The following is a 15,691-nucleotide window of genomic DNA, read 5'->3' as shown; positions in this document are numbered from 1 at the left end:
GCAAAGGGTCAGGCGCCCGTCGTGATCGGGGCGCGGCGCGGGGAGGCGACCTCGCGGTCGGCCTCGCCTGCGGCATCGCCCTGCGGGCCCGCCGGGGTGCCGGGGCCGCGGCGGCGGGCCAGTGCGGCCAGGAGCGACGACGTGTTCGCGGCGCGGGTGCCGAGAGCGGCGGTCAGGCGGTCGAGGTACACCGCGAGGATCACCACGCTGAGGCCCGCCTCGACGCCCTTGGGGAGGTTGACCGTCGAGATCGACTGCACGACCTCCTTGCCGAGACCGTCGGCGCCGACCATTCCAGCCACGACGGCCATCGACAGCGCGAGCATGATGACCTGGTTGACCCCGGCCATGATCGTGGGCATCGCGAGCGGGAGCTGGATGCCACGGAGGATCTGCGCGGGCGTCGCACCGAAGGCGTGTCCGGCCTCGACCGTCTCGGCATCCACACCCCGGATGCCGAGCTCGGTCAGGCGCACGCCGGGAGGCAGCGCGAAGATGACCGTCGCGACGACGCCGGGGACGACACCGATGCTGAAGAACGTGATCGCCGGGATCAGGTAGACGAACGCGGGCATCGTCTGCATGAAGTCGAGCACCGGCTTCATGACCGCCCGCACCGCCGGGTTGCGCGCCGACCAGATGCCCAGCGGCACCGAGATCGCCACGGCGACGGCCGCCGCCACGACGACGAGCGCGAGCGTCTGCATCGCGGTCACCCACTGCCCCATCGCGAGGATGAGCGCGAACCCGACGAGGGTTCCGAGCGCGAGCTTCCACGAACGAATCAGCCAGGCCAGCAGCGCGGCGACCACGATCACGACGATGATCGGCGCGGCCAGCAGTACGTCGCTGAGTCCTCCGACGAGGAAGCGGACGACCACGGCGATGACGTCGAACAGGCCCGACAGATTGTCGCGGAGCCAGTCCACGCCCGCGTCGACCCACGTGCCGACAGGAATGCGGAACCCGTCCATCAGCGCACCCCCTCGATTCCGGATGCCACAGCTTCCGGCGCGTCACCCGCGTCAGCCAGCACGGCGTCGATCTCGGCGGACGGCACGGGCTGCGGGAGCACGGTGATCTCCTCCGTGGCGGTGGGCCCGGGCCCGAGGGCGGCGAGCAGCGTCACGCGCGGGATGACGCCGGTGAGGCGACCCTCGGCATCCAGGACCGCCAACGGCAGCGGCGACTCGACAGCGGGCACGAACAGGTTCATGAGCACCTCGTCCTCGCGGACGCTCTGCGGCACGGGCTTGAGCCGCCCGAGGAGCGAGCTCTCGCCCGCGCGGACGAGCTTCACGGCATCCCGGTCGGTGACGATCCCGAGGAGCTTGCGGTCGCGGTCGGTCACGTAGACGGCCGACATGTACGCGTCGCGCATCTGGCGCAGGGCCGTGCGCGGGCCGGCGGCGGCATCCACCCGGGGACGGGGACGCTCCATGACGTTCGCCGCCGTGAGCACACGGGCGCGGTCGACGTCCTGCACGAACTGCTCGACGTAGTCGTTGGCGGGATCGGTGAGGATGTCCTCGGGCGTGCCGATCTGGACGATGCGGCCGTCGCGCATGACGGCGATGCGGTCACCGAGGAACATCGCCTCGTTGAGGTCGTGCGTGATGAACACGATCGTCTTCTTCAGCGTCCGCTGCAGCTCGAGGAGCTGCTCCTGCATCTCGCGGCGGATGAGCGGGTCGAGAGCGCTGAACGCCTCGTCCATCAGCAGGATGTCGGTGTCGGCGGCGAGCGCGCGGGCGATGCCCACACGCTGCTGCATCCCGCCGGACAGAGCCGAGGGAAGCTTGTCGCCCCAGCCCTCGAGGCCCACGAGCGCGAGGATCTCGTTCGCCTTCGCGAGACGTTCGGCCTTGCCGACGCCACGGATCTCGAGCGGGTACGCCACGTTCGCGGCAACCGTGCGGTGCGGCAGGAGGGCGAAGTGCTGGAAGACCATCGCGATGCGCTCGCGGCGCAGGCTCCGCAGGCGTGCGGGGCTCACGCCGGTGAGCGGGTCGCCCTGCACCTCGACGGTGCCGGCCGTGGCGTCGTGCAGGCCGTTGAGCATGCGGATGATGGTGGATTTGCCGGAGCCGGAGAGGCCCATGATCACGAAGATCTCGCCGGGCTCGACGTCGAAGCTCGCGTCGATGACGGCGGCGGTTCCGGCGTCGCCGAGGTCGTCGCGCCGCGCACCGGCACGGAGCTTCTCGACGGCGGACTGCGGGGAGCGGCCGAAGACCTTGAAGAGGTTCTTCGCCGCGATGGCGTGCGGAGGGGTCACTGTGTGCACCTGCGCGGCCTCGGGTGGCCGCATCGGTCACGCCCGGGTGGCAGCCGTCCGGCGCTCACCGGGGGTGCGAGCGCTCCGACGCCGGATGTCGGATCCGGGTCCTGGCCGCCGACCGTACGCTCGCGGCGCGACTCCCCCGAGCCAGCACCGGCGACCGCGGACTGGTCGGGTGGGCGGCCCACTGGGGGCCGTATCTACCGTTTCACGCTGATGGATCCGCTGGCAAACCAGCGGTCGGGTTGCGATCTCCGGGCGACCGTGGCACGCGCGGGCGCGTGCCGAGGAGGTGCGCGACCCCGACGTCGCGACGACGCCCGGGCGTGTCGCGGAGCCGGATCAGTCGTCGGCCGACGTGGCCTCGGCCGACGTGCCCGCGGCCGACCGGTGGTGACGGATGACCTCGGCCACGACGAAGTTGAACCACTTCTCCGCGAACTCCGGGTCGAGGTCGGCCTCGGCGGCCAGACGCTTCAAGCGGGCGATCTGCTGCTCTTCGCGAGAAGGATCGGATGCCGGCATCCCGTGCTGCGCCTTGAGCACACCGACCTGCTTGGTGCAGCGGAATCGCTCGGCGAGCAGGAAGATGAGCGCGGCGTCGATGTTGTCGATGCTGCCGCGCAGGCCCTGCAGGATCGTCGTGGGGTCGGCGTCGGTCATGGGTCCTCCGGACCCGACCCTATCGCGCACCCGCGCTCGGCCGCGGCGAGCCCTACAGTGTGACCATGAGCCGCTCGTCGCACCCCGATCCCTCCGCCGCCGGCGCCAACGCCGGGGAGGTCACCTCGCGTGACCGCCCCGTGTGGTCGGCGATCGCGCGGCCCTACGCGGCGGGTTTCTTCCTCACGCTGGGTGGGCTGACCGCGCTCCTCCTCGGCCTGTCGCTGGCGAACCTCTCCACGGTCCTCATCTACATCGCGATCGCCCTGTTCATCGCCCTCGCCCTCGATCCGCTCGTGCGGCGGCTGGTGCGTCGCGGCATTTCGCGGGCGTGGGCCATCGTCATCGTGTTCGGTGGGCTCGCGATCATCCTCACGGCCGCGCTGCTCCTCCTGATTCCCCCGGTCGTGCGTCAGATCTCGCAGTTCATCACGGACGTCCCCACCTTCATCAACGACGCCATCGACAGCGACGCCGTGCGGTGGGTCGAGGCGAACTTCGGCGACAGCCTCGGTGACATCCTCAAGGAAGTGCAGACGTTCTTCACCAACCCCGCGAACCTCACCGCGATCGGCGGCGGTCTGCTGCAGGCCGGCGTGACGATCGCGACGGGCATCTCCGGCGCGATCATCGTGCTCGTGCTGAGCCTGTACTTCCTGGCATCCCTGCCGTCGATGAAGAACTCGCTCGTGCGCCTCAGCCCCGCCCGCAACCGCGCGACGGTGTCGGAGATGACGGGTCAGATCACCGACTCGGTCGGTGGGTACCTGTCGGGCATGGTCGTGCTGGCGCTGATCAACGCGGTCTTCGCCTTCATCGTCCTGACGATCGTCGGGCAGCCCTTCGCCGCCCTGCTCGCGGCGCTCGCGTTCGGAATCACCCTGATCCCCCTCGTCGGGTCGGTGCTCTTCTGGGGCACCGCCACCGTGTTCACCCTCATCGTCAACCCGACCGCGGGTCTCATCTTCGCGATCGTGTACCTCGTCTACATGCAGCTCGAGGCATACATCCTGACGCCGCGGGTCATGAGCCGGACAATCTCGGTCCCGGGGTCGCTCGTCGTGATCGGTGCACTCGTCGGCGGCACGCTGCTGGGTCTGCTCGGCGCCCTCGTCGCGATCCCCGTCACGGCCTCGCTGCTGCTGATCGTGAAGCAGATCATCATCCCGCGTCAGGATGCCAAGAAGTAGTGCGATGCGGGGCCGCGACAACGCGGCCCCGCACAGCACCGCCTATCGGCGATCCCGCCGCGGGCGACGGACGACCACGCCGACGTAGAGCAGGACGACCGCGAGCGCGAGCGCGGACAGGGGCCAGATGGTGCCGGTCCGGGCGAGGGTCGCGGGACCCGTGACCCCGGCCGTCACCGATCCGTCGGCCGACGCGCTCGCCCCGGTCGGAGACGGCGAGTATGTCGGTGTCGGCGAGGGCGACGGGTCGACCGGCCCGGTCGTACCCGTGTCGACCGCCACGGTGAGCGGGTCGGACGTGTTGCCGGCGACGTCGGTCGCCCGCAGCACGACCGGAACCGTTCCCCCGCCCGAGGGCAGCGCCACCCGGGCGTCGACCAGGGTGACCCACGTCTCGTCCACGCGGCGCTCGATCGATCCGACGCCGGACAGTTCGTCCGCGGCGACGACCTCGACCACGGGCCCCGAGGCCTCGTGCGTCACGACGGTCGTCACGGTGGGCGCGGCCCCGTCGATCTTCACCGTCCGCGCGATCCGCGAGGACACGTTGCCGGCGGCGTCGACCGCCTCGGCCTCGACGAGGTGCGTACCGTCACCGGCGACCTGGAAGTCGTCGGTCAGCGGGGTCCACGCTCCGCCGTCGATCCGCACGCGCACGGCCGGAGACGGATCGGCGTCATCGGTGACGGTCGCGGCGACGCGCACGGCTTCGCGGTACCAGCCCGACGCGGGGGCCGGGGAGGCCGCCTCGAAGTCCAGCGCCGGCGGCGTCGTGTCGCCCGGTGGCTGGTCCGCAGCCGCCCACACCTCGAACTCCGCGATACCGGCCGACCCCTGGCTCTCGGCGGCGCCCCACGACTGCATCAGCGCGCGCACGGCGGTGGTCTCGACCGCGGCGAAATGCACCTCGTTCGCGGCATCCGACGACCGGCCGTAGGCGTCCGAGGTCGTGACGTCCTTCCAAGCGCCCGAGTCGTCGCGGTACTGCAGCACCCACGAGCGAGGCGGGATGAGACCGGCGTTCGCGTCGTCGGCCGCGTCGCGGGCGAACTGCACGCTCGCCCGGTCCACCGTCACCGCGCGATCCCAGGTCAGCTGGACCCACTGCTCACCGACGCGCGGCCAGGTGCCCCAGGGGGTCCCCGTCGTGCTGCCGTCGTTCACCCCGCCGACGGGCGCCCAGCCGGACGCCGAAGAGGCCGTCGGCGTCGCGTACGGCGCGATGTTGCCGGTCAGCGGCGCGTCGGGCGACCGCGGAACGGTCACCGCCGTCGGGTTCGAGACGTTGCCCGCCGCGTCCGTCGCGCGCACGTAGACGACGTGCCGCTCCAGGTCGGGCGCCGCGACGGCGGCCGTGTACGGCTTCCACTGCAGCGGATCGTCCAGCGCGTATTCCACACCCGCCAGGCCCGAGACGGCATCGGTCGCCGTCGCCGAGACCGATCGGGCTCCCTCGTCCACGGTCGCCGTGACCGCGGGGGCGGTCGCGTCGATGCGGAAGGATGCCGTCGCCTCGGGCGAGACGTTGCCCGCGGCGTCCGTGGCCCTCGCGGTGACGGTGTGCGATCCGTCCTGACGGACGACGGTGTCGACGCGGCGCACATCGGTCGTGGTCTCCTCCGGGGCGCCGTCCACCGCCACCGAGATGGCGACGCGCAGGTCGCGGTCGTCGGTCGCCTCGGCCCGCGCCGTCACGGGACCGACGAACCACCCGCCCGCGCCCTGCGGACCCCGCGCCTCGAGCGACACCTCGGGGGCGGCGGCATCCACCGTCTCGCCGAGCACCTCGAGTTCGGACAGGCCCACGGCAGCATGCGTGGTGCCGTCGGACTGCGCGTCGAGCACGACACGGATGCCGGTGGTCGTCACGGGGGTGAAGGACACGCGGCTGGGAGCCGATGCCTCGACCGGGTAGCCGCCGGCCCCCGAGACCGCGGTCCAGTTCCCGTCCACGAGCGCCTCGACGCGCCAGGCGGCAGGGACGGCCACGCCGTTGCCGGCGCCCGAGGCTCCGGGCACGTCGCTCCAGAAGTGCGCGGTCACCGCGTCGACGGTGACCGGCTCCTCCCAGGTGTACCCCACGTCGCGGCTCGCCGGACGGACACCGGCCCACGTGGCCCAGACCTGCGACCCCTCGCCGCCCTCGTAGACGATGGTGCCGTCGTTGATCGACGCGAGCGAGTTCCAGCCGGCGGTGAAGTCGGCGACCGGCGTACCTGTCTTCGCGAGGTTGGTGCGCCACGCGTCCGCGCCGATCACCGTCACCGTGGCCTGCACGCGACCGGCGGCGTAGCCCCGCGCGGTGCCGTTCACCGTGAACGTGCCGGGAGCGGCGTAGGCGCCGGGGTCGACGGCATCCCAGGTCACGGGCGCGGCCACGCGCTCGTCGCCGTAGAGGAGCGCGACGGTGTCGGGGAGCACCGGCGCCTCTCCGACGAGCGTGCTCGACGCGGCCGGCTCGACACCCGTCGGTGCGACGGCACCTGCGGTCCATTCCTCCACCGCGAGGGCGGAGTAACCCGACGACGGACCGGTGCCCGCGGAGGCGTTCAGGACCGCCCGCAACCGGGTCGTGGTCACGGGCGAGAAGGTCACCTCGTGCAGTTCGCGCGTCGTCGTCGGGTATCCGCTCGGATTCTCGACGTCGCTCCAGCGACCGTCCGCCCAGTACTGCAGCTTCCACGACGACGGCGCCGACACCCCGTCGCCGCTCCCCGGCTCGCGATCGCTCCAGAACTGGATCGACGAACGGTCGAGGCGCACGGGTTCCGACCAGTCGTACTGGATCCACTGGGATGCCGGTCGGTCGGCGGCGTACGAGCCCCACATGTCCGGTGGCAGCGGATTCGGGCGGATGATGCCGTCATTCAGCGCCGCCTTCCAATACTGCACGGGCACCGGCTCGTTCGACGCCGAGACCGCGGCCCACGGGGCGACGTTCCCCGAGGGGGTCGTCGTGACGTCCTGGGGCGGAGTGGTGACCACGGGCTTCATGCGCGCCGGGGTCACCGAGTCGTCCCACTGCACCTCGTCGACGGCGACCGATCGGCGGAAGTGGTTCCCTCCGACGGCATCCGCCGTGTGATACGCCACGTACCACTTGTCGTGGTACTCGGTGATGGCGGGGTGGCTCGTGGTCGACGAGACGGGCGCGAGCACGCGGCCTTGCGAGGTCCACGGCCCCATCGGCGTCGGGGCCGTGGAGTAGGCGATGCACGCGTGGTACACCGCCGGGGTGCACCAGCTGTCGGGCCCGGCCGTGTTGGCGGCGTAGGCGAGGTAGTAGGTGCCCTTCCGTTCGAACAGCCACGCGGCCTCGAAGAAGCCGTCGACTCCGCTGCGGAACTCGGTGGGGGTGCCGATCAACGTCTTCATGTCGGATGCCAGCTCGACACCGAGCAGGCGACCGAAACTGCCCCAGTACATCCAGACGCGCCCGTCGTCGGCGACGTAGACGGTGGGGTCGATGTTGTGGGCGTTGTTGCCCAGGATCTCCTGCGACACGATCGGCCCGCCCGCGTCGTCCTTCCACGGGCCCAGCGGGGTGTCGGACACCGCGACGCCGATGCCGAACGGATCGGGCGAGCTGCTGCCGGCCTCGTGCACGGGGACGTACCAGTAGTAGCGGCCGTCGCCGCCCTGCACGACCTGACCCGCGTAGGCGCGGCCCGGCGTCGCCCACGAGAAGACCTGCTCGGGGCGCATCAGCGACGGGTGGTGCTCCCACGCGCCGCCCTCGACGTCGGTCGTGGAGAACGCCTGCCACTCGTTCATGATGAAGTCGTTCGTCGTCGCATCGGCCTCGTCGCGACCGGCGTAGACGTACAGCGTGTCGTCGGCGACGAGAGTGGCGGGGTCGGCCGAGTAGACCGAGCCGTCGCCGATCAGGGGATTGGGCAGCGCGGCGGCGGGGCTCGCCGGCGCCAGTGCCAGCAGCCCTCCCATCAGGCCGACGACGGTCGCGGCCGCCCAGAAGCGGCGATGGGCAGGACGGATCACGGTGGTCTCCTTCGACCGACGGGACGAGCGGGAGGGGCCGGGGGCGAGACGCCCCCGGCCCCGGAATGTCAGGCCGAGCGGCGCCGACGGAAGCGGGCGATCGCCAGGACGATCAGCCCGAGCAGCAGCACGCTCACGCCGATGCCGATCGCGACCTGGGTCGACGCGGCATCCTGTCCCGTGACGGCCAGCGGCGGCGTCTGCGACGACGTCGCCCCGGGGGCGACCACCGTCACCTGCGCGGTGAGCTCACCGCCGGGCACGATCAGCGCCACCGTGTGGACCCCCGCCTCGGCGTAGGCCGGAACCGTGAACACTCCGCCGGCGGTGCCGTCGGCGCCGACCGTCAGGGTGCCCAGGCGCGCCGGGGTGGAGCGGAACTCCACCGCGAACACCGTTCCCGGAGCCGCGCCGCTGACCGAGACCGGCAACTGCCCGCCCGGTGCCACCTGGGCGACGCCGATCCGGACGACCTCGTTGCCGGTGAGCGACCCCGTCGGCTCCGATCCCGGATCGGTGCCGCCACCACCACCGGGGTTGGTGCCGGGGTCGGTGCCGGGGTCGGTCGTCTTGACGGGCACCGCGACCTCGGCGACGTCGGAGACGTTGCCGGCGACGTCGGTCACCCGCACGCGCACCGTGGTGGCGGCGTCGCCGACGGCGATCGGACCCGCTGCGGCGGTCCACGCCCCCTCGCCCAGCTGGTACTCGACGACAGCCACGCCCGAGCCGGCATCCGCGCCGGTGGGGGTCACCGTGCGCGATGCGGCGTTCCACCCCGCGTCCGCGGTCGGCTGCGTGGCATCCCGCTTCACCTCGACGCCCACGGGCTCGGAGGTGTTGCCGGCGGCATCCTTCGCCCGGAACGACACGGTGGTCGTCCCGTCGGTCGCGACCTCGACGGGCGCGGTGTAGGCCGACCACGCGCCGTCGCCGACCCGCACCTCGACGACGGGAGCGTCGTCACGGTCGTCGATGGCGGAGGCCGAGACCGTCACCGTGCCGGTGTGCCAGCCGCTCGCGGGAGCGGCCGGGTCGACCGTGGTGGTGACGACGGGCGCCTGGGTGTCGGGGACCGGGGTCTCCGGCTGCTCCCACACCTGCCATTCCTTGATGCCCACGCTGCCCTTGCCCTGCTCGGTCCCGACCGGGTCGAGCGTGAGGCGGAGCTTCGTCGTGGTCACCGGGTCGAACGACACCGTGTTGTACGTGTCTTTCGCGGTGCCGTAGGCCCCCGCGTTCTTCACCGGCACCCACGCGCTCGTCGTGGCATCCCAGTACTCGGCCTCCCATTCCGCCGGGACGTCGATGCCGAGCCCCTGCGCGTCGATGTTCGACACGAAGTAGACGCCCAGCTCGCCGATGGTCACGGGCTCGGTCCAGTCGTACTGCACCCACTGGTCGGTCACCTGGGGCCAGATGCCCCAGACGTTCGCGTTGTCGTTGGGCGTGACATCGCCCGACGACGTGGGCTGGACGTTGTCGTTGAGGCCGGTGACCTTGTTCCATCCGGCGGTTCCGGATGCCGTGGGCGTGGCGAGCAGAGCGACGTTGCGCTTCTGCGAGCCGTCGGCCTTCGGCACCGTGCGCTCGACGACCGGCGAGACGTTGCCGGCCTTGTCGGTGGAACGCACCTGCACCTTGGTCTCGTCGAGTCCGACGAGCACGGAGCCCGTCAGTGCCATCCAGTCACCCGAGTCGCCCAGGCGGTACTCGATCGACGCGACGCCCGACCCGGCATCCGTCGCCGACGCCTTGACCGTGCGCGAGACCGCGTCGGCGGTGACCTCGACGGCCGGGGCCGTGGTGTCGATGCGCACGGTCTGCTCGGCCACCGGCGAGGTGTTGCCCGCCGCGTCCGTCGCCCGCGCCTGCACCACGTGGGATCCGTCGCCGGTCACCGAGACGGTGCCGGTGTAGGCGGCCCACGCTCCGGCATCCACGCGCACCTCGATGCGCGGAGAGGCGTCCTGGTCGTCGCGCGCCGTCACGTCGACGGCGACCGCCTGCGTGTACCAGCCCGAGCCGGGGGCCGCGGGCGACACCTGGAACGCCACCGTGGGCGCCTTCGTGTCGTCGCCGCCCTCGCCGACGGTCACCGCGGCCGACGCGGCCTTGGTACCGGGCAGGTCGCTCTGGACCGTCCCGGCGACCGTGAACTGCCCGGGGGCGGCGTAGGAGTCCGCGGCGACCGCGTCCCACGTCACCGGCAGGTCCTGGCGCGAGCCGTCGTTGAACAGCACGCCCACCGCCTTGGGCAGCACCGGCGCGACACCCGGCTGGGTGCGGCTGGTCACGGCATCCACCTGGTTGATCTGTCCCGGAGCCGTCGCGCGGACCCAGACCGTGGCCTTGGCCGACACCGGCGAGCCGGGGACGATGCCCGACACGGGGAAGCTGCCCTCACCGGCGACCTGCGCGTCGCTGACCGCGGCCCACGTCACGGGGAGGTCGGCGTGGCTGCCGTCGGAGAAGGTGGCATCCACCGTCGCGGGCAGCACCGGCTTCGTGCCGATGGACGTGCGCACGTCGATCGGCTCGATCGAGGTGGGGGCGTCGGCGAACACCTTCAGCTCGCTGACGGCGACCGCCGCGTACGGTCCGTTCCCGGCCGCCTGCAGCACGACGCGGAACTTCGTCGTCGTGACCGCGTCGAACGTGACGGAGTTCGTCTCGTCGCGCTTCACGGTGTACTCCGAGGCGTCGGCGACGTCGGCCCAGTCCGAACCGGTCCAGTACTGCGCCTTCCATCCCTTCGGCACGTTGACGCCGTTGGCGGAGTTCGCGTCGTCCTGGTCGCGCCAGAAGCCGATCTCGGCTCCGGCGATGCGCTGCGGCGCGCTCCACTCGTACTCCAGCCAGCGGGTCGCCGGGTGATTGCCCGACCAGGTGCCCCAGATGTCGCTCTGGCTGCCGCCGGTGAAGAACACCTTGCCGTCGTTGACGGCCTTGACGTTGTTCCATCCCGCCGTGTACTCGGCGGTCGGGGTCGCCTCGGGCGCGACGTTCGTCCCCGCGGTGACCGGCTCGCCCTGGACGGTCACGTCGGTCTGCGACGTCTTCTCCCCGTCATCGGCGGTCAGGCGCAGCACGTACTGGCCCTTGTCGGAGAAACGCGCGGTGGTGGAGGCGGCCGCGGCGTCGTCGAAGAGCACCGTCGCCCCCTCGGGCGCGCTCACCACGCTCCAGGCCGACGACACCGTCCCCGAGGGCAGTCCGTCGTCCTTGACCGTGCCGACCAAGGCCGCCGCGCCTCCGACCGATGCCTGGAGGTTCTGCCACGCCGTCACCAGCGGAGCTTCGTTCGTGGATGCCGGAGCGGCCACGCCCGTGCGGAACACCTGCAGCTCCTTGACGCCCGTCTTGAATCCGCTGGCGTGGGTCACCGTCAAACGCACGGCGTCACCGGTCACCTCCGGGAACTGCACGTGGTTGTAGTTCGCGCGCGGATACGCCGGCGTGCGGGCCTGCTGCGGGATCACCGACCACTGCCCACCGCGACGCACCTCGAGGGTGTAGACCGACGGCTCGGCGTATCCCGGCGCGGTCGCCGACGAGGAGCTGTCGTAGAAGTACGGGCGGATGTCGTCGAAGGTCTTCTCGCCGCCGAGTTCGACGGTGAGGGAGTCCTTCGCGTTGGGCGAGCCCGCGGTGCCCCAGAAGGGCTCGTTGATCGTCGTCCCGTCCACGGCCCCCGAGGGCGCACGGCCGGAAGCGGAGAAGGTCGCGGTGGCCGAGCTCGCGAGGTTCGCGCTGCCCGTGCTGGCGGTGCGGACGTCCGCACCCGCCTTGGCGAACAGGTCGACGACGCGGGCGTCATCGGCGAAGCGCACGTCCTGCGGGGCCTTCACCGACGATGCCGTGGCCGTGGTGACCTTCGCGTCGCCCTTGACGACCTCGACCGTCCCCGACGCAGGGTCGTAGACGACGTGCGAGAGCTTGTCGACGGTGAAGGCGAGCGTGCCGTCGAGGAAGACGGAGTACCCCTCGGGCACGTCGTCGCCGTAGTACCGCGTGCCGCCGGGCGCGTCCCACGTGACCGTCAGGTCGCGGTCGCGGTAGCGGATGTTGTTCGCGGTGAAGTGGTCCCAACCGATGTCGATCGGGTCGAGCTCGATCTTGGCGTCGTCACGGGTGCGCACACCCATCGCGTCCTCGATCATGGTGAAGTTCGTCGCGCCGAGGATCGTGTGGTGGATCCAGGAGCGGTAGTCGATCTTCTGCGGGTCCGCCGAGCCGTTGGCCCAGAACTCGTTCTGGTCGGGCAGACGGTTGTCACCGCCGTTCTGGTAGTGCGCCCACGCGTTCCAGTACAGGAGCTTCTTGTACCACTCCGCGTTGATCGCGTCGGTGGGGTAGTCGCGCAGCACCTTCGACAGCATCCGGAAGGTCACGGTCGAGTTGATGACCGAGAAGTTGTTGCTGCCCTGGCCGCCGGTGGCGTTGTAGGCCGCCTGGTCGGCCTGGTTCGCGGTGTAGAAGGGGAAGATCGGGTACTGCTTGTCGTCGGCGAAGAGCCGCAGCGCCTCGACGTAGTCGTCCTTGTAGTCGGGGTCGCCGGGTTTGGGCACGAGGCCGACCGAGAACGGGTAGTAGTTGTTGATCTCCTTCCAGGGCACGTGCTCGCCGTTGCCGGCCATCGCGTGCTCGAGGAGCTTGGTGTCGGGGTTCCAGAGCACCTTCATGACCTGGGTCTTGATGTTCTGCGCGAACGCCTCCATCTCGTCGGCCTTGGCGGTGTTGCCGGCCGTCCGGTAGGCCTCGGCCGAGGCGAGGGCGTTGGAGTAGAGGTAGGCGTTCTCGGCGCGATCCTGGTATCCGCCCTTCCAATGGAAGGACACGGCATCCGCATCGTTGCCGGTCATCGCGCCCCAGTTGTACTCGATGAGGCCGTTCTTGTTGAAGTCGTACGCGTCCTGCAGACCCTTGACGTCGTCCTCGGCGTACTTCGCCAGGTTCCCCGCGATCGCGGTCGGGCCACCGTGCAGCTCGTACGAGCGCCACGCCGCCTCGGAGATGTACTGGGTGTAGCTGTTCGACCAGTTCGCGGGGTCGCCGGGGTTGTCGACGAACTTGTAGCTCTTGCTCGTCTCGCCCGTCGAGACCCAGGGCCCGTACGAGTAGATCGGGTCGCGGAAGTACTTCAGGTCGTCGATGAACATGCCGGTGGTCAGCACGATCGAGTTGTTGTACCCGAGGACGCCCTCCATGGCGACCGGGAACTGGTAGGTGTTGCCGGGCATGTCGGCGTCGAGGAAGTTGAACCGCATGAGCCACCAGCGGTAGAACAACGTCTTGTCGATGTTGTCCTCGGGGGTGTCCAGGTACGGCACGTTCTCGGCCCACCACCGGTTGTAGACGGTCACGTGGGTCGTGTACGCCTCGGCCGGCGACTGCGTCCGCGTGGCGTCGTAGTCGGTCCGCGACTCGGCGATCTCGTCGGTGATCAGCCCCAGCTGCACCTTGGTCGTCGCGCTGCCGCCGGCGGGGATCGACAGGGTGCGCGCCAGGGTCGCGCCCGCGGGCGAGAAGCCGTCGCCGGAGAAGCGGGGAGACAGCTTCGTCAGGTCGTTCAGCGCCGTGACGTGGCCGACGAGTTCGTCGCCCTCGGCGGTGGTGGCGTAGGGCGAGGATGCCACGAGCTCGACGTCGACCGCCCCACCCGTGGAGCGCACCTCGAGGTCGGTCACGAGCACGTTGGCATCGGTGATGAACTTCGTCTGGACGACCTCGATGCCGCCGCCGCGGTGGACGCTCCGCCAGTAGCTCGGCGTCTGCTTCCGCTGCGCGACGTCCTCGGTCAGGGTGACGTCGGCGCCGCCGACCCGGGCGGTGATCGTGTAGCCGGAGCGGCCGTCGATGGCCTCCCAGTACGCCAGCTGGCCGCCGAACCCGAGGGCTGCGGGGTTGTGCTCCTTCATGAACGCCGCGCGTCCGCGGGTGAAGAGCCACTGGTTGTTGTCGCCGAAGCTGCCCGCGTCGCCCGTGCGGGCGAGCATGCGGTCCATCCAGAAGTCCTTGTCGACACTCGTGCCCGCGCCGGCCGCGACATCGGCGTCGAAGATCTTCTGGAGCTGGTTGCCGGGGGTGTAGGTCACGCCCGTGGCCGGGACGGGGGTCGGGCTACCCGAGAACGTGGGGTAGCCGATGTCGGCGTTGGCGGCCTGCGCGGGGGCTGCGGCGACCAGGGTGGCGACGATGGCCGCGGAGGCGATCGTGCCGATGGCCGCGCGGCAGGTGCGACGGCTCGAGCGATGTGGGGAGTCCACGATGTCTCATCCTCTCGGTCTCTCTCTTCGCCGAGAGGGACATGCGGGATGAAACGCTAAGGAAACGCTTACGTTTTCTCAATCCTTTTCGAAGATTTCGAAGGGAGCGAAAAGTCAGCGGCGCGCGATCGTCGATCCGCGGATGATCAGACGCACCGGGAGCTCGGTCGTCCCCGAATCCAGGCGCGCGCCGTCGATCGCCTCGAAGACCCGTTGCGCCGCGAGCCGGCCGAGGCGTTGGAGGTTGGCATCCACCGTCGTCAGCGCCGGACGCGAGTTCGTCGCGAGGATCTCCCAGTTGTCGTAGCCGACCACCGCGAGATCGTCGGGCACCGTGCGGCCGAGCTCGCGCACGGTCTCCAGCACGCCGCGCGCGATCTGATCCGACCCCGCGAAGATCCCGTCGATGTCGGGATGCCGGGCCAGCAGCATCGCGGCCGCGTCGCGCCCCCAGTTCTCGGACCACTCCGAGAACATCGGCTCGCCCACCAGCTCCAGCCCCGCCGCCGCGAGCCCCTCGCGGGCTCCGGCGAGACGGTCTTTGGCCGCGGCGTAGGTCGGGTCGCCCGACACGTGGGCGATGCGCGTGCGGCCGCACGAGATCAGGTGCTCGACGGCGAGACGCCCGCCGGCGCGGTTGTCGGGTACGAGCGAGAGGTCGCGCGGATCGTCGGAGGGAGAGTAGGCGTAGACCACGGGAACGGGGATGTCCGGTCCCAGCGACGGCCGCGGGTCGGTCTGCCGGCCGACCACGATGATGCCGTCGACCCGCCGGCTGAGCAGCGCCCGCAGGTGGTGCTGCTCGCGGATGGCATCCCCGCGGGCGTCGCAGAGGAAGACGTTGACCTGCCCCGCCCCGAACGCGTCTTCGGCGCCCATGAGGATCGGCAGCACGAAGCGGCCCTCGAGGTCGCTCGTGAGCAGGCCCACGGTGCCCGTCCGGCCCGCCACCAGACCCCGCGCCATCGCGTTCGGGGTGAAGGAGAGCTCGTCGGCCGCGAGCAGCACACGACGGCGCGTCGCGTCGGCGACATCCTCGCGCCCGTTCAGCGCCTTCGACGCCGTCGCGATGGAGACCTGCGCCCGCTTGGCCACGTCGCCGAGCGTCACCGCACGATTCGCTCCATTGCCACTCACCGGCGCCTCCTTCCGAAAACCTTATCGAGATGTGTTGACCATAGTGCCTCAGGTGGATAGTGTCCCGAAATGGGTTTCGAGTTTTCGAGCCCGTCCCGATCACATGTGCGACAGCGGCGCCCGCCGCAGCGCTTACTCGATGAAGAGCAAGA

General features: G+C 70.8%; 7 protein-coding genes. 1 reads left to right on the top strand and 6 read right to left on the bottom strand.

Going from position 1 to position 15,691, the window contains the following annotated elements; genetic code table 11:
- Positions 1 to 8: 8 nt before the first annotated feature.
- From QM517_RS15320 to QM517_RS15310, 3 genes are all read right to left on the bottom strand, one after another.
- Positions 9 to 974 (bottom strand): ABC transporter permease, encoded by a 966-nt coding sequence (locus tag QM517_RS15320; protein WP_283288628.1) that lies wholly within the window; start codon positions 972 to 974, stop codon positions 9 to 11.
- Positions 974 to 2,311, bottom strand: coding sequence for a quaternary amine ABC transporter ATP-binding protein (locus QM517_RS15315; protein ID WP_283288626.1), 1,338 nt, complete (start codon positions 2,309 to 2,311; stop codon positions 974 to 976). The genes QM517_RS15320 and QM517_RS15315 overlap by 1 nt, the downstream gene beginning before the upstream one ends.
- Before the next feature lie 312 nt (positions 2,312 to 2,623).
- Positions 2,624 to 2,944 carry a chorismate mutase gene (locus tag QM517_RS15310; protein WP_283288625.1) on the bottom strand — a complete coding sequence of 107 codons (321 nt, stop codon included), beginning with the start codon at positions 2,942 to 2,944 and terminating at the stop codon, positions 2,624 to 2,626.
- A gap of 65 nt (positions 2,945 to 3,009) precedes the next feature.
- On the opposite strand from QM517_RS15310, the gene QM517_RS15305 reads away from it, so the two are divergent.
- Positions 3,010 to 4,134, top strand: coding sequence for an AI-2E family transporter (locus QM517_RS15305; RefSeq protein WP_283288623.1), 1,125 nt, complete (start codon positions 3,010 to 3,012; stop codon positions 4,132 to 4,134).
- Between the two features lie 42 nt (positions 4,135 to 4,176).
- On the opposite strand, the gene QM517_RS15300 is transcribed toward QM517_RS15305, so the two are convergent.
- The 3 genes from QM517_RS15300 to QM517_RS15290 form a co-directional block, all read right to left on the bottom strand.
- A complete protein-coding gene (locus tag QM517_RS15300; protein WP_283288621.1) occupies positions 4,177 to 8,133 on the bottom strand; it encodes an OmpL47-type beta-barrel domain-containing protein in 3,957 nt (1,318 codons plus the stop codon).
- Positions 8,134 to 8,201: 68 nt separating this feature from the next.
- Positions 8,202 to 14,402 carry an OmpL47-type beta-barrel domain-containing protein gene (locus tag QM517_RS15295; RefSeq protein WP_283288619.1) on the bottom strand — a complete coding sequence of 2,067 codons (6,201 nt, stop codon included), beginning with the start codon at positions 14,400 to 14,402 and terminating at the stop codon, positions 8,202 to 8,204.
- A 114-nt stretch (positions 14,403 to 14,516) separates the two neighbouring features.
- Complete coding sequence (locus QM517_RS15290; RefSeq protein WP_077050996.1) at positions 14,517 to 15,539, bottom strand: LacI family DNA-binding transcriptional regulator; 1,023 nt, start codon at positions 15,537 to 15,539, stop codon at positions 14,517 to 14,519.
- Between the last annotated feature and the right edge of the window lie 152 nt (positions 15,540 to 15,691).

The organism is Microbacterium sp. IEGM 1404 (assembly GCF_030056775.1).
Taxonomy (GTDB): domain Bacteria; phylum Actinomycetota; class Actinomycetes; order Actinomycetales; family Microbacteriaceae; genus Microbacterium.
This window is presented reverse-complemented; position numbering and strand designations above follow the sequence as displayed.